General features: G+C 48.8%; 16 protein-coding genes. 1 reads left to right on the forward strand and 15 read right to left on the reverse strand.

The window, feature by feature from the left end:
• Positions 1-186 precede the first annotated feature (186 nt).
• The 3 genes from JF818_RS01600 to gdhA form a co-directional block, all read right to left on the reverse strand.
• Positions 187-1,398 carry an MFS transporter gene (locus JF818_RS01600; RefSeq protein WP_198890245.1) on the reverse strand — a complete coding sequence of 404 codons (1,212 nt, stop codon included), beginning with the start codon at positions 1,396-1,398 and terminating at the stop codon, positions 187-189.
• Between the two features lie 45 nt (positions 1,399-1,443).
• Entirely contained in the window at positions 1,444-3,942 is a 2,499-nt protein-coding gene (locus JF818_RS01605; protein WP_198890246.1) for an adenosylcobalamin-dependent ribonucleoside-diphosphate reductase, read from the reverse strand.
• A gap of 496 nt (positions 3,943-4,438) precedes the next feature.
• Positions 4,439-5,776, reverse strand: a complete 1,338-nt coding sequence (gene gdhA / locus JF818_RS01610) for an NADP-specific glutamate dehydrogenase (protein ID WP_198890247.1) — start codon at positions 5,774-5,776, stop codon at positions 4,439-4,441.
• 224 nt (positions 5,777-6,000) lie between these two features.
• Between gdhA and JF818_RS01615 the strand changes: the two genes are divergently transcribed.
• Positions 6,001-8,940: a PEP/pyruvate-binding domain-containing protein gene (locus JF818_RS01615; RefSeq protein WP_198890248.1), complete on the forward strand. Its 2,940-nt coding sequence runs from the start codon at positions 6,001-6,003 to the stop codon at positions 8,938-8,940.
• Here the strand turns inward: JF818_RS01615 and JF818_RS01620 are convergent.
• The 12 genes from JF818_RS01620 to JF818_RS01675 form a co-directional block, all read right to left on the reverse strand.
• On the reverse strand, positions 8,937-9,641 hold the full coding sequence (locus JF818_RS01620; RefSeq protein ID WP_198890249.1) for a FadR/GntR family transcriptional regulator: 705 nt from the start codon (positions 9,639-9,641) through the stop codon (positions 8,937-8,939). The genes JF818_RS01615 and JF818_RS01620 overlap by 4 nt on opposite strands.
• A 65-nt stretch (positions 9,642-9,706) precedes the next feature.
• A complete protein-coding gene (locus JF818_RS01625) occupies positions 9,707-10,048 on the reverse strand; it encodes a cupin domain-containing protein (protein ID WP_198890250.1) in 342 nt (113 codons plus the stop codon).
• Positions 10,048-11,097 (reverse strand): transaldolase family protein, encoded by a 1,050-nt coding sequence (locus JF818_RS01630; protein ID WP_198890251.1) that lies wholly within the window; start codon positions 11,095-11,097, stop codon positions 10,048-10,050. The genes JF818_RS01625 and JF818_RS01630 overlap by 1 nt, the downstream gene beginning before the upstream one ends.
• A 10-nt stretch (positions 11,098-11,107) precedes the next feature.
• Positions 11,108-12,388 (reverse strand): TRAP transporter large permease, encoded by a 1,281-nt coding sequence (locus JF818_RS01635; protein WP_198890252.1) that lies wholly within the window; start codon positions 12,386-12,388, stop codon positions 11,108-11,110.
• On the reverse strand, positions 12,385-12,861 hold the full coding sequence (locus tag JF818_RS01640) for a TRAP transporter small permease (protein WP_198890253.1): 477 nt from the start codon (positions 12,859-12,861) through the stop codon (positions 12,385-12,387). Before JF818_RS01640 ends, JF818_RS01635 begins: the two co-directional genes overlap by 4 nt.
• Positions 12,862-12,933: 72 nt before the next feature.
• Entirely contained in the window at positions 12,934-13,956 is a 1,023-nt protein-coding gene (locus JF818_RS01645) for a TRAP transporter substrate-binding protein (RefSeq protein WP_198890254.1), read from the reverse strand.
• A gap of 46 nt (positions 13,957-14,002) precedes the next feature.
• Positions 14,003-14,953, reverse strand: coding sequence for a transketolase family protein (locus JF818_RS01650; RefSeq protein ID WP_198890255.1), 951 nt, complete (start codon positions 14,951-14,953; stop codon positions 14,003-14,005).
• Entirely contained in the window at positions 14,950-15,768 is an 819-nt protein-coding gene (locus JF818_RS01655; RefSeq protein WP_198890256.1) for a transketolase, read from the reverse strand. Before JF818_RS01655 ends, JF818_RS01650 begins: the two co-directional genes overlap by 4 nt.
• Positions 15,769-15,780: 12 nt before the next feature.
• Positions 15,781-16,437, reverse strand: a complete 657-nt coding sequence (locus JF818_RS01660; protein ID WP_198890257.1) for an aspartate/glutamate racemase family protein — start codon at positions 16,435-16,437, stop codon at positions 15,781-15,783.
• A gap of 159 nt (positions 16,438-16,596) precedes the next feature.
• Positions 16,597-17,580, reverse strand: a complete 984-nt coding sequence (locus JF818_RS01665; protein WP_198890258.1) for an aldo/keto reductase — start codon at positions 17,578-17,580, stop codon at positions 16,597-16,599.
• Between the two features lie 74 nt (positions 17,581-17,654).
• Positions 17,655-18,344 (reverse strand): RluA family pseudouridine synthase, encoded by a 690-nt coding sequence (locus tag JF818_RS01670; protein WP_198890259.1) that lies wholly within the window; start codon positions 18,342-18,344, stop codon positions 17,655-17,657.
• Positions 18,344-20,323 (reverse strand): DNA topoisomerase IV subunit A, encoded by a 1,980-nt coding sequence (locus JF818_RS01675; protein WP_198890260.1) that lies wholly within the window; start codon positions 20,321-20,323, stop codon positions 18,344-18,346. The genes JF818_RS01670 and JF818_RS01675 overlap by 1 nt, the downstream gene beginning before the upstream one ends.
• Positions 20,324-20,441: the final 118 nt, after the last annotated feature.

Consider the following 20,441-nt stretch of genomic DNA (forward strand, 5'->3'; position numbering starts at 1 on the left):
GAAAATGGGCAGGCATTACAAATCCTGCCCAAAACATTGGCCTTATGCTGCCTCACAATACCCATACCCCTGGAATTTTTCCAAGAATCCTGTCATTTCACAATAACTTTCTCAGATGACATTTTCCCTTACGGTTGACACCTTATCCAGATTGATTTCCATTTTTACCAATCTTTAGGTTATATATCAGCTCTTTAAGTATTTATTTAGTGCAATATAACCGCACCCAAGGAGAAAACAAAGCCCTGCCGAGATACCCCAGAGCTGGCCATATCCGCTCACTGCCAGCAACAAACCCCCGCCTGTTGGGGCAATGGAGTGTCCCAAACTGGATGCAATCGTAAGTGATGAGTTACACCTTGACCGAAGAGAGGGAGGCGCATAGGCATTCACAAACACATTGGCATTGGTTGCCATCAGAATCTCCCCAAAGGTCCAGATACATGTTGCGACCAGGAAAAGGGGAAAGACTGTGCAACCAGCATACATCCCATACCCAACAACATAGAACAGCATAGCAATCGCCATGGAAGGGAGTTGTCCCAGCCTATGCGTCCATGTGGTGAGGAACGCTGTGGCCAGCAATACCGTAACGGCATTTACCGTCATCAACAATGCATAACGACTTGAACCAATCACCTCCCCATACAGGGAAGCAAACTGGAGGGGCAGGGTAAAGGTATTCTGGGCATAGGCAAGGCCGTAGAGGGCAAACAGTATAAAAAAGAGTATCAGGATGGGAGGCATCCGAAGCTTCTTGGCAGTAGTAGCCGTTTCCTTGGTATAGAGGATTTCACTCTTCGGGATTCCACGCAATAACAGGAGTGTAGAGAGGAAAATCAGGAAAGAGGAGAACAAAAAGAGCAACACAATTGAACGTGCATAGAGGAAGGAAGCTGCAACAGGGCCAAGGGCCACTCCAATGTTCGTCCCCAGATAGAGAAGACTGAACGACCGAGAGAGTTGGTCGCTTGGGCTGAAATCAGCAACCATGGTATTGGTGAGGGGAGAGGTCCCGCCGCGGAATGGACTGGAGAGAAGGATCAGATATGGTACCAGATGAGGAAATGAAGCAAACATCACAGCACTTGCAAGATACGAGAGGCTGACCACAGCCTGACAGATTACCAGAGGAGTCTTTCTTCCCCATCGGTCAGCAATATACCCACTGGAGAACTGGCCAACCATGGTGGCAATAACGCTGAATGAGACAAAGAATCCCGCCTGGGCTGGAGAGAGCCCGAGTTTGCCGGTGAGAATGAGGACCAAGAGCAGCTGCACAAAATCCCCGAACCTATTGATGATTCGGATTATGAACAGAATATAAACATTCTTCTCCAGACCCCTGTACAAGGAAAAACCCGCCACAAGAGGACGGGTTATACGTGTATTTCCCATGCGCTCCCTACCCTCTAGTGAGAGTAGGGATTGCTGAATCTTTGGTCAACACTCACTATGGCCGCAAGAGAAACATTTCTTGCAACCTTCGATATTCACAAAAGTGACATTACCACAGATCGGGCAGATATCAGGCTTCACCGAGCTACCGGAAGAAGGAAGGCCAAGGTCAAGCTGACCAACATCTTCATCCTCATCTTCCTCATCAGGAAGACGGGAGGCATCACGGTCGGAGTCAGTTGAGCCGATATGCTGTTGCAGAACCTGTGCTACTGCATCAGGCAGGCTCATTACCCGGTTTCGTCCGAATCCCATGGAGCGGCCACTTCCGATCCCTGAAAGCTGGCTGATGATAGCCTGTGCACGCTGGTCTGGGGTCAGGGGAGAAGGCATGCGTAGCAGCAAGCTGATCAGTCTTCCCAGTCCCTCTGCATCGGCTGCCACATCACTGCCCACCTTTGCTACATTGATAAATACCTCAAAAATATCGCTTGGATCCGGACCATCACAGTTTACGGTGATGTAAGCCGTTCCGATCGGAGTGGCCTTTCGATAGGTGGTTCCCCTCAAGACAGTGGAGCGTACCCGTGGCTTTGGTTCACTGGAACGGGTCACCACAGGAGCTTCCTTCTTCTCCTCTTTCTTGACCGTCAAGACCTGTGTATCACGTGATCCATCACGATAGGTGGTACCACCCTTGCAACCAAGGTCATAGAGTAGCTCATAGAGCTTTCCTGTCTGCTCTATCGTGTACTCCTTGGGAGTATTGCCTGTCTTGGAGATAGAGGAATCGACCCACTTCTGGATTGCTGCCTGCACCTTGACATGTCCTTCAGGAGCAAGGTCCATAGCAGAGACGAAGTAGTCGGGCTTCTTCGCTCCGGGATTTTCCTTTACCCAATCATCATACACCTTAACCCGCTCGATGTTCGTTCCCATCCTTCCTGTTCGTTCCCATTCCCAGAAATAGTAGGGTTCGATTCCTGTGGAGGTATTAACCATCGTTCCGGTGGTTCCCGTTGGAGCCTGGGTCAGGAGGGTGACATTCCTCAAGCCCTGCTCACGGACTTTCTGACGAATCTCTTCTGGCATCTGCTTCATAAAGCCGCTCTCAAGCAACTTTTCTGCATCAAAGAGAGAAAAGCTTCCCTTCTCCTTTGCAAGATCACAACTCTCTGCATAGGCTTCAACGCAGATGAACTTGTACAGCTCCTCAATAAAGGTGAGGGACTCTTCGCTGCCATAGGCGAGTTCCATCTTGATCAACATATCGGCAAGCCCCATGGTCCCTAGCCCGATACGGCGCTCACTCTGCTGCTGCCTCTTGTTCTCCTCGAAGAAGTAGGGGGTATCATCAATGACATCATCCAGGAACCGGACTGCCAAGCGGACTGCCCTGCCCAGATCCTTGTAATTCACCTTCTTGTTCTTCACAAACCTACTGAGGTTGATGGAGCCAAGATTGCAGACACCCCAAGGAGGAAGACCCTGCTCCCCACAAGGATTGGTGCTCTGGATGGAGGAGTAGTACCAAGAGTTGGACATCTTGTTGTAGCGATCGATAAAGAAAACCCCAGGTTCGGCACTTGCCCATGCACTCTCTACAATGGCATCCCAAATCTTACGTGCCTTCATTGTCTGGTACACCTGGACCTTATGCCCACTCTTCTTCCATTTTTCGATATCACCATCCCACTTTTCATTATAATCAGGGTCGGTGGTATCAGGGAAATAGGTATGCCAATCACTATCACTGCGTACAGCATCCATGAAGTCATCGGTAATGCCGACAGAGATGTTTGCATTGGTTATCTTGCCCATTTCCCGCTTTGACTCAATAAAATCGAGAATATCGGGATGCCAGACATTGAGAATCAACATCAAGGCACCACGACGGGAGCCACCCTGTTCAATCAGGCCGGTTACGAAGCTGAATAGCCCGCCCCAGCTTACCGAGCCACTGGAGCGGCCGTTTACGCCCTTGACGTAGCTGTGCCGTGGCCTGAGGGATGATATGTTCATACCCACTCCCCCCCCTCGGCTCATAATTTCGGTCATCTGGCCTAAAGAGGCTATGATGCCACCACGACTGTCCTTCGGGGAAGGGATCACGTAGCAGTTGAAATAGGTTAGGTTCTGATCCGTTCCCGCACCGGTGAGAATCCTGCCTCCAGGGACAAACTTCCAGTCCTCCAGGAGCCAATTGAACTCTTTTTCCCATTGCTTTCGCACCTCCGGCTTCTCTTGGGAAGCAATACCTTTCGCTACACGAGCAAGCATCTGTGCTGGGTCGGTCTCAAGCGGCTTGTCAACATCCTCACGTTTCACGTGCAAGATAGTACCTTCATCAAGCTTGACGGTGATGGCATCCCCATCGTTCAATTCAGTGACCATCCCGATCTCTCGCTGACCAGTCTTTGGGTTGCTTACTGCAACCACAACATCCCCAACCTTAAGCGTCTCTTTCTGGACATCTTTCAGTGCATAACGGTCAAGGAAAATCTTACGACCCAACGGATTCAATTCATTCTTAGCAGCGCTCATGTAATCCCTCTATATATTTAATTAATTCACAATTCTTGAAGAAAATCTTACCCTCTCTCCTGCCAGAAAAGTGGTGCAAGAGAGCGGGTCGACCCTAGTCGACCCTCATCTACCATACCATGGCGAAGTGAACTTGGCAAGCGGACAATACAACATTTATAGCGCTATGTAAAGTTACATAACGCTATATATAGTGTTATATAGGTTTTATAGCAATCATGTATCATCTCTTAAATAATGCGTATTGGTGCAGACAGAATAGGTCAAATAGAGAGTCGAAAATTTCTTCTTATTCCTTGCTGGTAATACGTGAACCACCGCATAATCACCCCCAAATAGAGGATGGAAATCAGATGCATATTTCGTGCTCATTGGGTTGTCATGGCATATGATCACAAGAGAAGTTTTGTCCGGTGGCTAGTGCTGTTTCAAAAAGTGAAGGGCCCCCAAAATACTGAAGGCCCTCCTGATACACACCCCGAAGGGGACAATACAATTAATAGCCGAGTTGCACCATGGTATCGGCAACCTTCTTGAAGCCAGCAATATTCGCTCCCTTCACATAGTTGATATACCCATCATCTTCCCGGCCCTCCAATATGCATGATTGATGGATTTTCCCCATGATACCCTTCAACTTCTCATCAACCTCTTCAGCGCTCCAGTAAAGATGCATGGCGTTCTGACTCATTTCAAGTCCACTGACGGCAACACCCCCTGCATTGGCAGCCTTACCTGGGGCATAGGGTATACGTTTCTCGATGAAGTATGTTGTTGCATCAGCCGTACAACCCATATTTGAAGTTTCAACAACATATTTGACCCCATTTGCAACGAGTGCTTTTGCATCTTCCTTATCCAACTCGTTCTGGATGGCACAGGGGAATGCAAGATCAACAGGGACTTCCCAGGGCTTCTTTCCTGCAACGAATTTCGCTCCAAATCGTTCAGCATAGGGAGCAACCACATCATTGTTTGAAGAACGCAGATACTGCATAAAGGCCCACTTCTCAGGAGTGCCTACACCCTCTTCGTCGTAGATATACCCATCAGGACCACTGATTGCAACCACCTTGGCTCCCAATTCAGTCGCCTTCATTGCCGCTCCCCAAGCCACGTTCCCGAATCCACTGAGAGAGATCCGTTTTCCCTCCAAGCTATCCTGATGCGTCTCAAGCATAGCCTGGGCAAAGTACATGGTTCCATAGCCTGTTGCTTCAGGGCGAACCAGGGACCCCCCAAAGCCAAGACCCTTACCGGTCAGGACACCCGTATTTTCTCCCCTGATACGCTTATACTGTCCATAGAGGAAACCAATCTCACGAGCTCCTACCCCAATATCCCCAGCAGGGACGTCTGTCTCAGGGCCGATATATTTCTGCAACTCAGTCATGAAAGAACGACAGAAGCGGAGAATTTCGCTATCGCTCTTGCCACGTGGATTGAAATCACTGCCTCCCTTACCGCCACCCATGGGGAGTGTGGTAAGGCTATTCTTCAGAGTCTGCTCAAAACCAAGGAACTTCAGTGTACCGAGGGTAACACTGGAGTGAAAACGGAGACCTCCCTTATAAGGTCCGATTGTATTATTGAATTGAACACGATATCCACGATTTACTTGAAGATTTCCTTCATCATCCTCCCACTCGACTCGAAAGGTGTACACCCGGTCGGGTTCGGTCATTCTCTCGAGAATCCGATGCTTTTCATATACAGGATTCTCATTGACCACGTCGAGGACACTCTCCACCACCTCGCTGACGGCCTGGATGAACTCAGGTTCGGCGGGATTCTTTCTCTCCAATTCTTTCATTACTGATTCAAGGGTATACATACCTAGATTATTCTCCTTGGTCTGTGCTGCAACACGCTGTTGCTTGTCCAAAAAGCGTAAACCCGCTATATCGATATGTCAACGTCGAATTGCGATAAACATGATTATATATTTTATATTTACCCTATCGTACAAAATTATACATAAAAATTGAATTTTCAATCAATTTTATGAATATACTGAAACAATATGCAAACTTCGTCTCTCATGATAAAATACCTGCTATGTATACACTTGACCCAACCTGGTTGCCATTCAGCAACCTGATGCTGAAACATATCTACAACGTACTGCTCATCTGCAATGACTATGACCGTTTCCTCCTTGAGGAAGACGGACGGGTTGAAGAAGAGTTATACCTCGAATACACCCAGCTTGGACTGAACAACCCACCAAAGTTCACCCATACCAGCACCGCGGAAGAAGCGCTTAACCTCTTGAACCAGAGATCATTTGACCTGGTTGTCACCATGCTCGACCTCGGGACCGACTCTGTTGAGCAGTTGGCTACAACCATCAAGAAGAGCAATCCGCAGATGCCGGTTATTGCACTCTCTCCCTCTTCCAGCCATAAGAGAAACAAGATGATCAAGGGGTCAGACTGCAAGGATATCGACTATTTCTTCTACTGGCAGGGCGACCCCACCATCTTCCTTGCCATGATCAAGCTGGTAGAGGATAGGATGAACCTTGACCATGACACCCAGGAAGCAGATGTCCAGTTGATCATCCTGGTAGAGGACTCGGTTCGGTTCTACTCATCCTACCTACCCATGATGTACACCACCTTGATCCAACAGAATCGCTCAGCCATCCTTGAAGCACTGAACAGCTGGGGAAAAACCCTCAGGATGCGTGGAAGACCAAAGATCGCGCTTGCCAGAACCTATGAGGAGGCCCAGGAGCTCTATAGCAAATATCAACACAATATCTTGGGGATTATCACCGACATGTCCTACCTCAAGGAGGGTGATCAGGACAAGTATGCAGGCCTATACCTCACCAAAATGGTTCACGCAAGAGACCCTGAGATCCCAATACTCATCCAAAGCAGTGACAACACTGCCCAGGAGATGGCAGAGGAAGCAGGAGCGTATTTTCTCTGGAAGAACAATTCAGCACTTCTTTTTGAACTGAATAAGTTCATGACAAAGCACTACGGATTCGGACCCTTTATCTTCCGAGATCCCGATACGATGGAGGAGATTGCCCGCGCGGAGACCATGCGCGACCTGCAAAGGGTCCTTCCCAAGGTCCCCACCAAAAGCTTCGCTTTCCACTCCAAGAGAAATGACTTTTCAAGATGGCTCAGGGCACAGAGCCTTTACGCCATTGCTGCAAGAATCAAGGACTTGAAGATCCCTGCAAATGGGGATGCAAAGGTAGTACAGCAACAGATGACGGAGATCATCCGCAACTACCGTAAGGAGAGAACCAAAGGAGTCATTGCCCAATTCAGTAGGAACAATTATGACGAAACGCTCTTCTTCAGCCGAATCGGAGGGGGATCACTGGGAGGAAAGGGACGAGGTCTTGCCTTCATCGATATGGTATTGCGTGCAGCAAAACTTCCAGAGAAATACCCTGATGTATACCTCTCCATCCCTCGAACGGTGGTTGTTACCACCGATCAGTTCACCCAGTTCCTCGAGGAAAACGATCTCAATGATATCGCCTCAGGGGACCTTCCCGATGAGACCTTGCTAAAAATATTCCTCTCAAAACCATTAAGCAATGAGCTGGTCCTGAACCTCTCGGAAATCATCCAGGTCATCCACCAGCCGATTTGTGTGCGCTCTTCCAGCCTTCTGGAGGACTCACACTTCCAACCGTTCGCCGGGGTATATGAGACATGCATGCTTCCCAACCAAGGGTCTGACGAGGCGAGACTCCAGGAGCTCTGTGATGCAGTACGCGCGGTCTGGGCTTCCACCTTCTTCCGTAGCGCAAAGGAGTATCTCAAGGCAACCGAGCATATGCTCGAGGATGAAAAGATGGCTGTCATCATCCAGCAGGTCATTGGAAGCGACCATGGTCCTTACTGGTATCCAAATATCAGCGGGGTTGCCCGTTCCCTCAACTACTATCCCCTGGGGGGAGAGAAGCCTGAGGATGGGGTTGGCATGCTCAGCTTCGGTTTCGGTAAATCTGTGGTGGACAATGGCTCCGCCTTGCGATTCAGCCCTACCCATCCAAAACGGCCAGCCCAGTTCCTTGGTGGCAACCAAACAAGCAGCCAGAACACCTTCTATGCCCTGAATATGAAAAGTGGGTACCATCCACTTGAAGAAGGGGGTCTTGAGAACCTGGAACTACTCAATTTCCGTGAATCGTGGGCTTATCCTGATGCCATTAGATACATTGCAAGCACCTATGACTTGACTAGTGGCATGCTGAGCGAGTCTGTCAGGACTGAAGGGGAGAAGGTGATCACCTTCAACGGAATCCTTAAGTATGACGCCTTCCCCCTAGCCGCCATCGTCAGGGATGTCCTTCAGTTGGGTACAGAGGCAATGGGAAAACCGGTAGAAATAGAATTTGCTGTGAACCTGAACCGTGCAGCCCCAAAGATGAGGGAGTTCAGTCTTCTCCAGATTCGCCCTATAGCAGCAGGCAACGAGGAGAGTGATGTCTCAATCAGCGACCATGAACGAGAGAGTGCTGCCATCCATTCCCATGTGGTGATGGGAAACGGAAAAATTGACCATGTACAGGATATCATCTATTTGAAAATCGACCAGTTCTCGGCTTCCTCAATGAAAAGCATGGCAAAGGAACTCGACAAACTCAATGCAGCAATGGTTATTGCAGAGAAAGACTATGTATTGATGGTAGCAGGAAGATTGGGCAGCTGTGACCCATGGCTGGGTATTCCCGTAACTTGGTCACAGATATCCAGAAGCAAGGTAATCGTTGAGACTGGGTTACAAGGATTCCAGGTGGAACCAAGCCAAGGGACTCACTTCTTCCAGAACATGACAAGCCTGGGATGCCTCTACCTGACCATCAACCCGGCCTATCGATCTGGCTCAATGCGCTTCGAGAAATTCAAGACCCTCCAGATTGTCTCAGAGACAGAACACTTCATTCATGCAAGAAGCGAAAAGCCATTGACCATTAAGGTCAACGGCTTCGATGGAGAGGGGGTAGTACTGGTCGATTAGTGCTCTGGATGGGTCTCCTTATAGGCCCAGACCCAAATTGCAGTATGGGAACGCACTGCCTCTACTGCCTTTTCACCATCTCTATCCATAATTGCCTGATGCAATTGTTGGTGTACCTCATCAACACCCTCATGGATGGGGTTGATGGTCTTGGTGAACAAATCAATCACAAAGGTGTAGATGTTCTCTACGATACTGTTGTGGGAAAATCGAGCAAGCAAGCGATGATAATGCAAGTCCAGGGCGCCTGCTTTCTGGGCAGACGCCTGATCTTTACCGAGCTCCTTCTGGAACTCCTTCATTGATTGGTCGAGCAAAGCCAATTCCTCATCGCTCGCAGACTCAATGACCAATTTAACGATACCTTCTTCCAGCAACTGCCTGACCTGGGTCAATGATTTGTAATCACGGTCCTGTACAAGGATCTGGAACAGTTGTGGATCGAATAGACGCTTGTTTGATGCGCTGGAAACAAACGTTCCATGTCCTTGCTTGATCTCAATCACCCCATAGGCAGAGAGAATCTTCAAGGCTTCACGTACCGTGCCACGCCCAACCTTCAGGCTCTCGGCAAGGGAGATTTCATTGGGAATCATATCCCCGGGAGAAAGCTTCTGATCGATCAAGAGCTCCTTGATCTTCTCTATCACCCATTCAACCGCTGATGGACGGCCTTCGCGTACCCTGAACATGTCTTCCATGGAAATAAATCCCCCTGCTACAGCACTGTATCATACCAAGAGCCCTCGATGAAAGCAAGGAATCATCAATCCTTGTAATCATCTCTCGAGGGAGAGAAACACTCAATCAGCTCAGTATCCTCAAGTATCTTGGAGCCATGGGGATCCATGGAAGCAAAATAGTAGGCATCTCCTGCATGAAGGTCCAAAATCTCGCCATCTCCCTTGATGAAATGGATATGGCCCTTTACCACAAAGCCATTCTGGCTTTCAGGGTGGGTATGCATCTCAAGCGTGGACCCTTTCTCAAGGTAGAAATAGCAGATCATGCTATCCTTGTCATACGTCAAGGTAACCCGCTCAATTCCCTTCGCCCTCTCCACTCTCTTGTCTGTATGCAAATTCCCTCTATGTTTCTTCTCGTCCATTATTTGTTTCCCCTTCTCTCAGCAATCAAGGCAAGCAAGGCATTCCATCCCTTCTGGAATGAGGTACGGAACAACTCAACCCCGCCATAATCGTAGTACTCATCAACAGACATCCCATCAGTCTCAAGGGCTCTCTGGTAGTCAGGAAGCTCCTTGCAGAGCCTCTTGATCTGTTGTTCATCGAGCGTACTGTCTATCCGGTCAACTACTTCCTTGTCCTGTTCAATCAATACCTCGGCAGTCCCTTTCCAGTTGATGGTGATGCTCAGATCACCACCCACCAGCTCAGTGAAGTCCTCAAGTTTTCTGGCTCCTCCACCGATCATGATTCCTGGATATCCCCTATCCTTCATCATCTCATACTCTTTCTTTGCGATGGAGAGCCCAGCATATTTGACCAACTCCTCATCAATAGAGAGCTGGTGCTCCTTGATGACACGCTTGAAATGATCATCGAGAATTCCGGTGATATGTGTGACATAGAAAGGAGGGATGTTTCCACTCTTCTGGCTCACCTCCTGATATGCTTCACAAATGGAGATGGTCTGACTCAGGCTCATAACCTCTGTTGCCATCGTGGGGATATTATGTTCCACCATGGTACTGATAGCCTCGATACCCCACTTGGTTACCGGTATCTTGATGCAGATATTCTCAGCAATCTCATGATTCTCCAAGCCTTCCTTGATGATCAGGCTGGCATCTGTCTCAGCAAACGGGTCACCCTGGATGGTAACCAGCCCCTCTGTACCGCCACTGGCGCGATAGAGTGGGAGGAACAGATCTGCAAGACGGCCGACCATCATCTGCTGAACCTTGGAGGCCAGAGTGGAGTCGTCCTTCTCATAGGGAAGCAGGAGGTCAATCATCCGCCTCACCACACGCATATCCTCTTCAGATTCAAAGAGCTTTGAAACATAACTCGGATTGGTGGTGCAACCAATTGCCCCTTCTTCTATCGCCCGTTTGGCTTGCTCCATGGTCGGATTGTTGATCCAGAAGCGAGTTTTGGTTTGTTGATGCACACGGTGAAAATACGTAGATTTCATACACACACCTCTAATTGAATAGTAATGACGGTAGCCACAGGGAGATCTGCGGAACATAGGAGAGAATCACCAATGCCACTAGTAGGGAGAACAGGTATGGCATTACTGCCTTGAATACCTTCCCCACCGGAAGCTTCACGATTGGGCTGAGCATATACACACTCATGCCAACGGGAGGGGTGATCATTCCAATCATCAGGTTGAATACCATCACCAAGCCGAAATGGACAGGATTAACACCACTGGCCATCAGAGGCGGCAACAGGATCGGGGTCAGAATCATAATCGCAGCAGTGGACTCCAGGAACATTCCTGCAATAAGGAGAATTACATTGGCAAGAATCAAGAGCACTACCGGATTGTCAGAAATACCAAGCATCAATGCCGATACCTGCTGGGGAAGCTGTTCTACCGTCAAGACCCAGGCAAAGATGGCAGCAGAGGCAACAATAAACAGTACACTTGCCGTTGATTGCAATGTCTCCTTGCATGTCTTGATAAACGATGCAAAGCTGAGTTCCTTGTATATGGCACTCAAAACCAATGAATATGCGACAGCAATAGCAGCAACTTCAGTCGGACTGAACAGGCCAGAGAGCATCCCACCCATCATGATCAATGGCATGAACATGGAAGGCAGGCCCCTTTTTATGATGGTAAGGACCTCTGTTCGTGAATACTTGCTCTCAACTCCCTTTGGATAGTTGTACCGCCGTGCAAAGAAGGCCACTTGGACCATCAAGGCAATGGCGATAATCAGTGCAGGTAGAATTCCTGCAATCAGGAGCTGCATGGAGGAGGTCTCAGCTGCAGCACCATAGATGATCAAGGGGATGGAAGGAGGGAAGATAGGGCCGATTACTGCAGAGGCAGCGGTAATGGCTGCAGCATGCGTCTTCGGATACTTCTGTTTCTCCATCGCTTCCAACTCAATATTCCCCAGTCCTCCAACATCAGCGAGGGCTGCTCCTGAGATGCCGCTGAAGATCAGGGAAGCTACAATATTTACTTGGGCCAAACCACCTTTCAAGCGGCCAACCAACAATTTTGCAAACTCAAACAACCGTTCGGTAATACCCGAACTATTCATCAGTCCTGCTGCCAGGATAAACAAGGGAACGGCAAGCATGGGGAAAGAGTTAAGACTGGTAACCATTCTTTGAATCAACTGACTGGGAGGAATATTTGCCACAATCAGATACAAGGCAGAGGGAATTCCCATACTGACGGCAATGGGAAGGCCTGTGGTCAGCAAGACCAGAAACAGGAGTACCACCATGGAACCACTCATTGGACTACCTCCCTACCACGAAGCGTTATAATGGCACCAGCGAGGGAAAAGATGCACATGGCAAGCACTCCCAGTGTGATGGGGATGTAGAACACCACATTCGGCATTGCGAGAGCCGGAGTCCGTACATTCCAATTGAATTCCATGATTGTCACGATGGCATTAAGCACATACAGACCGAAGACCATGACCAGAAGCTGGCTAATAGCTGAAAACCAACGTTTCAAACGCTCTGGAAGGTACAAAATAACGATATCCACAATGATATGCTGGCCTCTCCAGGTCAACACCGGTATCATCAGGAATACCAACGAGACCAAGGAAAACCGAGCAAGCTCTTCCAACTGTATCGACCCGGAATTAAATATATTTCTCATGATGATCTGAATAAGCACTGAAAGGAACAGCATCAAGAGGAAGATGATGCCAAGCAGCTCATACAGACCAGCCATCTTTTTCAAGAACCTTTGCATAGGAATATTCCTTGTATTAGAAGACATGTGTGGAAGCAGGATACCATCCTGCCTCCACCACTGAAAACACTACTACTTGATTGCGTGGATCATCTCGTAGTACTTGCCCCAAGCATCGCCAAAGCGTTCATCAACGACTTTGCTGACGGAAGAACGGAACTCATCAACTTTCAGGCCATCAGCTGCTGTGATGATGGTCATACCCTTGTCCTTGAGCGTCTGGACGTCCTTGGCCTCATTCTCCTGTACATAGTTGGATGCCCAGTCACGTGTTTCACGAGCAACTTCTCTGAAGATCTGCTTATGCTCGTCACTCAGGGACTGCCATACCTTCTCGTTGATCACTACAGGTTCACTACCCATGATATGGTCGGTCATCATGGCATACTTCTGTACTTCATAGATGTTGCTGGTTACCAGTGTACTTACTGGGTTCTCCTGTCCATCGGCAACACCGGTGGAGAGGGCAACGGGAACTTCTGACCAATCGATGGGAACTGCTACCGCACCCATACCTTCCACTGCTGCAAGATAGATGGGGGAAGGAATGGCTCGAATCTTTTTTCCAGCCAAGTCAGCTGGGGAGTAGACAGGGAAGTTTGCAGTCAACTCACGGGTACCGAAATAGAAGGAGTAGAGAATCCTTACGTTTCTGGTATCGATCAACTTCTGGTTCAACTCCATGAGCGCAGGGCAGGTCTCAGGATCAGTTGCCTTGAGCAGGTGGTCGACATCCCGATAGAGGTATGGGGTGTCAAACAGTCCAAGGTCATTGAGCAAGGGCTGCAACCCGCCATAGGTGTTATGGTGAAGTGCAATAGAACCCATGGAAACAGCTTCAGCCATTTCACTGATGGATCCCAGCTGACTTGCAGGATACACTTCAATCTTGATGGCCCCACCGGTCTTCTCTGCTACCTTATCGGCAAAATAGGTGGCCTGCAGTCCGTTCGGGCTGGAAGCCGGATTCATGTGAGCATACCGCAATACCAATGGATTCTCAGAGGTCGGACCACTCTTTTCTGCTTGCCCCTGTGCAAACAGAGCCGTTGCCAACAAGGTGACAAGCACCAGTACAACAATCTTCTTTTTCATTTGTTTCTATCTCCTTTTGTTTCTATCCTCAGGTAACCCTGAGAAATTATGCCTTTGTATGTTTGATGGCTTCCTTGGCTCCCGCGATAATATCCTCTACAGACATACCGTAGGCATCAAGCAGCTCATCAGGGAAGCCGGACTCACCGTACACATCCTGCAATCCCAGTCGTACCAAGTAGGCAGGGTTGCCTTCTGCAATCACCTCTGCAATTGCACTACCGAGACCATTAATGATGGTATGGTCCTCAATCGTTACCGCACAACCTGTTTTTCCAAGAATTGCTGCGATTCCTGCTCGATCCAATGGCTTGATGGTTGCAACCTCCACAACCTTCGCACCGATTCCCTCTTCCTTAAGCCGTTTTGCAGTCTCTATTACGCGATTAGTAACAAATCCATGACAGAACAACGCCACATCATTTCCTTCATCAACAATGGTGCGTACCTTACCCAAAGGAAAGGGTGTTCCATCGGGGAAGACTTTCTCTTCCCGACCACTGCCGATTCGTATATAAACCGGTCCCTCGATATCAGCACTTGCCAGCATCGCTTGATAGACCTGGTTTCCATCTGCAGGACAGAGAATGGTGAAATTGGGCATCGTCCTGAGAATTCCCACATCCTCAATAAACTGGTGGGAGACCCCTTCCCTGTTTCCTCCATGCAAGCCCCCATTTGCACCGACAAAGCGGACTTTCAGTGCAGGATAGGAGACGAATGTCCGCATCTGTTCACAAGCGCGCATCGTCAAGAACCCTGCGTAGGTACAGATGTAGGGCAAGAGTCCACTGGAAGCGAGGCCACTGGAAACACCCACCCCGTTCTGCTCGGATATCCCAAGTTCAATGACACGGTCAGGATATGCTTCCAAGAACGGTTCACCCTTGACCACCTTCAGAGAGTCAGTGGAAACGAATACGATATCATCACGCTCTTTTGCCAAGTGCATCAGTGCGTCTCTAAATCCAATTCTCGTGCTGTCAACACTACTCATAGCACACCTCCCAGTTCCTTCATGGCAATACGGTATTCTTCATCGGTATAGACCCGTTTATGCCAGGAGTTTTCTCCCACCATGAAGGAAACACCGTTTCCCTTGACCGTCTTGCAGATGATTGCCGAAGGTCTCTCAGTTTCTGCTTTGGCGTTCTCAACCGCTTGTAAAATCTGGGAAATATCATGCCCGTCAATGCTCTGGGTATGCCAGCCGAAGGCTTTCCACTTATCCTCAATTGGATAGGGACCCGATACCTCACCGACAGTCCCCCCACTCTGGTAGTTGTTGTTGTCTATGAATACCGTCAGATTTGCGGCCTTCTGATGGCTTGCAGCCATTGCTGCTTCCCAGATCATTCCTTCACCAAGCTCACCATCACCGGTGATTACATACACCCGGTTTGTTTGCTTCTGGATTCGAGCGGCCAAGGCCATGCCCAGTCCAATAGAGACTCCGTTTCCGAGCGAACCTGTGGTTGCATCAAGACCTTTGGTCTTTGGTGCATAGGGATGTCCCTGTAACTTGGAATGTAGGTATCGCAGGGTATAGAGGTCGTCTACCGGGAAATAACCCCGCCTCGCTAGGGCAGCATACAATACAGGACAAGCGTGTCCCTTGGAGAGTACAAAGCGATCACGATCGCTCTTATCAGGGTTGGATGGGTCAATATTCATCACCTCAAAGTAGAGGGCGGTAATAATATCTGCAACTGAAAAACTCGGACTGGGATGGCCATCCTTTGTTCGGTAAACCATCTCAACGACATCTCTCCTAAGCTGCAAAGACATCGCATGCAAAGCTTCAAGATCCATGGGTTCCTCCTTCTACAACAGTCCCTTGATCTGTTCAACACCAAGGCGAGGACTGCTGAGCACCGTCTTGCCGGTAAGCTCGGCAAGCGGTTTTTCCATTCTTGCCATCGAGCCCTGTGCAAGAAGAATCACATCACAGGAATCAGCTACCCGTTTTGCCGTCTCAGCAATCAGCCGGTCATGGGTTTCTGCGTCCCCTGCAGTAATGGCTGGGAAAGCTCCCTCGGCCAAGGCACTGATGGTCCTGATTGATTTCCCTGCCTCCTGTGCACATCTTTCCAATAGTCGGATAGTTGGATCCAAGGTGGTAGGAAGGGTTGCCAGGACAGCGATTGAATCAGTGAGCTCTATCGCCCGGCGGGCCATCGGTTCATCAATTCTAATGATTGGGATGGGGAAAAATTCTCGAGCTCCATATACTGCATCCCCGATAGAGGAGCAGGTGTTGAGGATCAGCTCAGCACCCGATGCACAAGCAATCTCATAGTATCCATAGAGCCTTCTCTTCACAGCCTTGGTCATTCCCCCGGCCTCGATGATGTCAGCAATCATGCTGTCATCGAGTATGTTCATTATCTTGTAGTCACCAAGGGTCTCTTTCATCAGATCCGACAGTGGTTTTACCAAGGCAGCTCCAGTATAGATTGCGGCAATCGTGTGTTCAGCCATGAATATTCCTCCCAATTCCTATAACATCATACATCATACATATGAAGAATAAGACGCATTTTTCAATCTGTCAAGAAACAATTAGGCAGACTTCATTGGGATAGAAATTCAGGACCCCTGAAAGGAGTCCTGATACAATCTGCGAATGAGGAGTATTGGTTAATAGGGACCACGGATATGCTGGGCAACCTTCTCCTGATAGAACTTCTCCAATTGCTTATGCAGCTCATCTGAGAGAGGAGGAAGATCAGAAATTGCGGCATTGTCCAGCACCTGTGATGGCCTGCTGGCACCAGGAATCACCACAGAGACAGCATCAAAGTCGAGAATCCAACGAAGTGCCATCTGGGCAAGAGTCATTCCCTCTGGTTTCATTGTCTTGATCTCTTCAGCCAGTTCAACGCCCTTCTCAAAAGGAACACCTGCAAAGGTCTCACCAACATTGAATGAGGCTCCATCGCGATTGAAGTTACGGTGGTCACTCTCATCAAAGGTGGTATTTTTCGTCATCTTTCCCGAGAGCAGTCCACTTGCCAAAGGAACACGGGCAATGATGGAAACTTCTTTTTCCTTGGCTTTGGAGAAGAGGTCGGTAATCAGTTTCTGTCGGAATATATTGAATATAACCTGAAGAGAGGCAATTCCCTCCTCTTTCAGGCAGATCAACCCCTCTTCCACAGACTCAACACTTGCGCCAAAGTCGGCAATCTTTCCTTGCTTTTTCAGATCTCTCAGGACATCAAAGACAGCCCCATCGGCCAGGACATCCTGGGGGATACAGTGCAACTGGATCAAATCCAAACGTTCAACTCCCAAACGGGAGAGTGATGCATCAGTGTGGCGGATCATTGCCTCAGGGGTGAAATTCCCAGGCCAACCTGGATCTCCACCACGTCCCAATTTAGTAGCAACAAAGAAGGAGTCACGTTGGGATTTAAGAAATTTTCCAATGAACTTCTCGCTCCTCCCGTCTCCATACACGTCAGCGGTATCAAAAAAGGTAATACCTGCATCAGAGGCGGTCTGGAGGATTTTCATGGCAGTCTCATCCTCAACGGTACCCCATGATCCACCGATCTGCCAGGTTCCCAATCCAACCTCGGAAACCATGGTCTTATTCGTACCAAACGGTCTTTTCTTCATACTAGATCCTCCATTTTCTGTGTATCTCTCTTCATTTTAGGAAGCTCCCATACAAAAAGCAAGGAATTCCTGCCTTAGAGCAGAGAGAGGAATGCATCCCATAAGGTATCTTGCGGGGGATCGGCAACAATGGTTATCTCTTCTTTGCGTACCGGATGAACAAAGGAGATGGATCTTGCATGAAGACAGATACCCCCATCAGGGTTGGAACGGGGAAAACCATACTTGAGGTCTCCCTTGATATGCAGGCCAATTGCAGCAAGCTGCGCCCTGATCTGGTGATGTCTGCCGGTATGCAGCAATACCTCAAGGAGGAAGTAGGTTTTGCTGGCAGCGATAAGACGGTAATCCATCTTTGCAAGCTTCCCTTTCTGTCTCTCCACAGGAAGCGCAACACTCTTGTTCGCCTTCGTATCGCGGATGATGTAGTGAAGCAAGGTACCCTCTGTATCGTTGGGAACCTTATCCACAATCGCCCAGTAGGTCTTCTTCACGGTATTGCCCTTGAAGAGCTCATTCATCCTGACCAGAGCCTTTTCAGTCTTGGCAAAAATCACCAAACCGCTTGTTGGCCGGTCCAAGCGATGAGGAATGCCCAGATAGACATTTCCCTTCTTTTCATAGGTTACCTTCAGGTATTCCTTGACAAGATCAGCGAGTGTTTTATCTCCTGTCTTGTCTCCTTGTACCAACTCACCACCACGCTTGTTCACCACGATCAAGTGGTTGTCCTCATACAGGATCCGACCTTCAAGTTGCTCCATTATTCCCTCTCCATCTCATCATCGAAGAGCGACGGTTCCCGCTGGTCTTCGTGTACCACTTCTTTTACTGCCCTGAGCCGTATGGAAGCCACTTCCTTTACAGCCAGGCGAACCCCGTTTGCCTTTACCCCTTTAGGTTTGTAATCGGAGAAGTAGAACTTCTCCTCCAGAATCCTGAGCCCTGGTTTCTTCTTATAGGTAAGGTTCATCTCAGCATTTTCGAAGGTGGACAGCTTGACTATCTTGAAATTCCCTTCCGGTACCAGAGGGTAGAGCTTCTTCAGCTGGTAGCTTGTAATCTGGCACCGCTTGATGAAGAGATACTTGTAGGTTTTCTCCTGGTAAATGACCGTAAAGACAATCTTGGCAAGCTCGTCCTTGTCAGCGAGCCCACAATAGAGCATCCCCTTCCCGACAAACTCCTTCTCGGGTGCATCAATCACCTGATAATTACCATCCTTACGAATTACCAGGATGCGGTCAAAGGGACTGACTTCGAATAGGGTATTTCCTTTCTTTACATCATATCCAAGGTACCCGGCGACGGCATCGTAGCGAAGTGGCAGATTGCGCTCAGCAACCTCTTTCACATCGACCATATCAAACTTCTTGATCGTACTCTTACGCTTATGCTCCTCATCGGACATGAGCTCTTTCAACTCTGCAATGAACGAGAGCGCATAACCGGTAAGGTCTGCAAGCTTCTTCTCAATATCTGCAAGCTGATCGTTGATCGACTCAATCTCCTGATGGTTCTTCTCAATGTCAAACAAGCTGATGCGTCGGATGGGGATCTTGAGCAGACGTTCAACATCCTCACCATCAAGCGGGCGGAGCAGCTCTTCGGTAAATGGCTTGAACCCACGGATAACCGCCTTGTTCACATCCTCAGCACTCTTTTTCTGTTCAATACGCTTATAGATCCGCTCTTCAATGAAGATCCTTTCCAGGGTTCTGTAGTGGAGCTTGTCCAACAGATGACCCTTCTCCAGCTTCAGCTCTGCTTCCAGGACATCAACCAAGTGATGCGCATGGAAATCCAGTATCTCATGCACCCCCATGATGGTCGGGGTATTATCCCTGATCACAAGTGGATTGACAGAGAGCTTGGTCTCACATGCCGTATAGGCATACAAGGCATCCACAATCTCTTTTGAATAGGTGTTTCGGGCAAGGCTGATCTCGATGTTCACCTTCTCGGCGGTATAGTCGGTAATGGAGCTGATCTTCAGCTTCCCTTTCTTGGCTGCATCCTCAACCGAGCGGATCATCATCTCACTGGTGGTCCCATAGGGGAGTTCCTCAATGATTATTCGTTTTGGATCCTTGGTATTCAGTTTTGCCCTGATGGAGACTGAACCCCGTCCATCGTTATAGTCATCAACATCAACGATGCCTCCCCCAGGGAAATCTGGATAGAGTTCGTATGACTCTCCCCGCAATGAGGCCGCCATTCCATCAAACACCTCAATCGGGTTATGGGGAAGAATATAGGTACTCATACCTACAGCAATACCACTAACCCCTTGTACAAGGACAACAGGAATCTTGGCAGGAAAGGCTACAGGTTCCTTGTTCCTTCCATCATAGGATTCCACAAACTCGGTAAGCTCAGGGTTATACAACACCTTCTTGGCAAATGGGAGAAGACGGCATTCGATGTATCGTGCCGCAGCAGCCCTGTCCCCGGTCAAGATGTTTCCGTAGTTACCCTGTCGCTCAATAAACAAGTCACAGTTGGCAAGGTTTACCAAGGCCTCATAGATGGAAGAATCCCCATGCGGGTGATAGCGCATTGCCCAACCGACTACGTTTGCAACCTTGTGAAACTTGCCGTCATCCATCTCAAAGAGCGTATGGATGATTCTCCTCTGTACAGGTTTGAATCCATCCACAAGATCGGGGATCGCCCTCTCCTTGATGACATAGCTTGCGTATTCCAGGAAGTTCTCTTTGAAAATTGCGTGTGCCTGGGTCATCAGATCAGATTCTCCATAATGAATTCGCGTCGTTCAGGGGTATTGTTGCCCATATAGAACTCCATGGTTTTATGCATCTCATTCATACCAGCAATGGAGACAGGAAGCAGACGCATAT

This window comes from Sphaerochaeta sp. S2, assembly GCF_016406725.1.
Taxonomy (GTDB): domain Bacteria; phylum Spirochaetota; class Spirochaetia; order Sphaerochaetales; family Sphaerochaetaceae; genus Sphaerochaeta.

Bases quoted from the DNA above. Each gene is read 5' to 3' on its own strand.
- JF818_RS01620 (WP_198890249.1), bottom strand. From the start codon at position 9,641: ATGGAAGACATGTTCAGGGTACGCGAAGGCCGTCCATCAGCGGTTGAA.
- JF818_RS01650 (WP_198890255.1), bottom strand. From the start codon at position 14,953: ATGAGTAGTGTTGACAGCACGAGAATTGGATTTAGAGACGCACTGATG.
- JF818_RS01645 (WP_198890254.1), bottom strand. From the start codon at position 13,956: ATGAAAAAGAAGATTGTTGTACTGGTGCTTGTCACCTTGTTGGCAACG.
- JF818_RS01670 (WP_198890259.1), bottom strand. From the start codon at position 18,344: ATGGAGCAACTTGAAGGTCGGATCCTGTATGAGGACAACCACTTGATC.
- JF818_RS01675 (WP_198890260.1), bottom strand. From the start codon at position 20,323: ATGACCCAGGCACACGCAATTTTCAAAGAGAACTTCCTGGAATACGCA.
- JF818_RS01660 (WP_198890257.1), bottom strand. From the start codon at position 16,437: ATGGCTGAACACACGATTGCCGCAATCTATACTGGAGCTGCCTTGGTA.
- JF818_RS01625 (WP_198890250.1), bottom strand. From the start codon at position 10,048: ATGGACGAGAAGAAACATAGAGGGAATTTGCATACAGACAAGAGAGTG.
- JF818_RS01635 (WP_198890252.1), bottom strand. From the start codon at position 12,388: ATGAGTGGTTCCATGGTGGTACTCCTGTTTCTGGTCTTGCTGACCACA.
- JF818_RS01655 (WP_198890256.1), bottom strand. From the start codon at position 15,768: ATGGATCTTGAAGCTTTGCATGCGATGTCTTTGCAGCTTAGGAGAGAT.
- JF818_RS01665 (WP_198890258.1), bottom strand. From the start codon at position 17,580: ATGAAGAAAAGACCGTTTGGTACGAATAAGACCATGGTTTCCGAGGTT.
- JF818_RS01615 (WP_198890248.1), top strand. From the start codon at position 6,001: ATGTATACACTTGACCCAACCTGGTTGCCATTCAGCAACCTGATGCTG.
- JF818_RS01605 (WP_198890246.1), bottom strand. From the start codon at position 3,942: ATGAGCGCTGCTAAGAATGAATTGAATCCGTTGGGTCGTAAGATTTTC.
- JF818_RS01640 (WP_198890253.1), bottom strand. From the start codon at position 12,861: ATGCAAAGGTTCTTGAAAAAGATGGCTGGTCTGTATGAGCTGCTTGGC.
- JF818_RS01630 (WP_198890251.1), bottom strand. From the start codon at position 11,097: ATGAAATCTACGTATTTTCACCGTGTGCATCAACAAACCAAAACTCGC.
- JF818_RS01600 (WP_198890245.1), bottom strand. From the start codon at position 1,398: ATGGGAAATACACGTATAACCCGTCCTCTTGTGGCGGGTTTTTCCTTG.
- gdhA (WP_198890247.1), bottom strand. From the start codon at position 5,776: ATGTATACCCTTGAATCAGTAATGAAAGAATTGGAGAGAAAGAATCCC.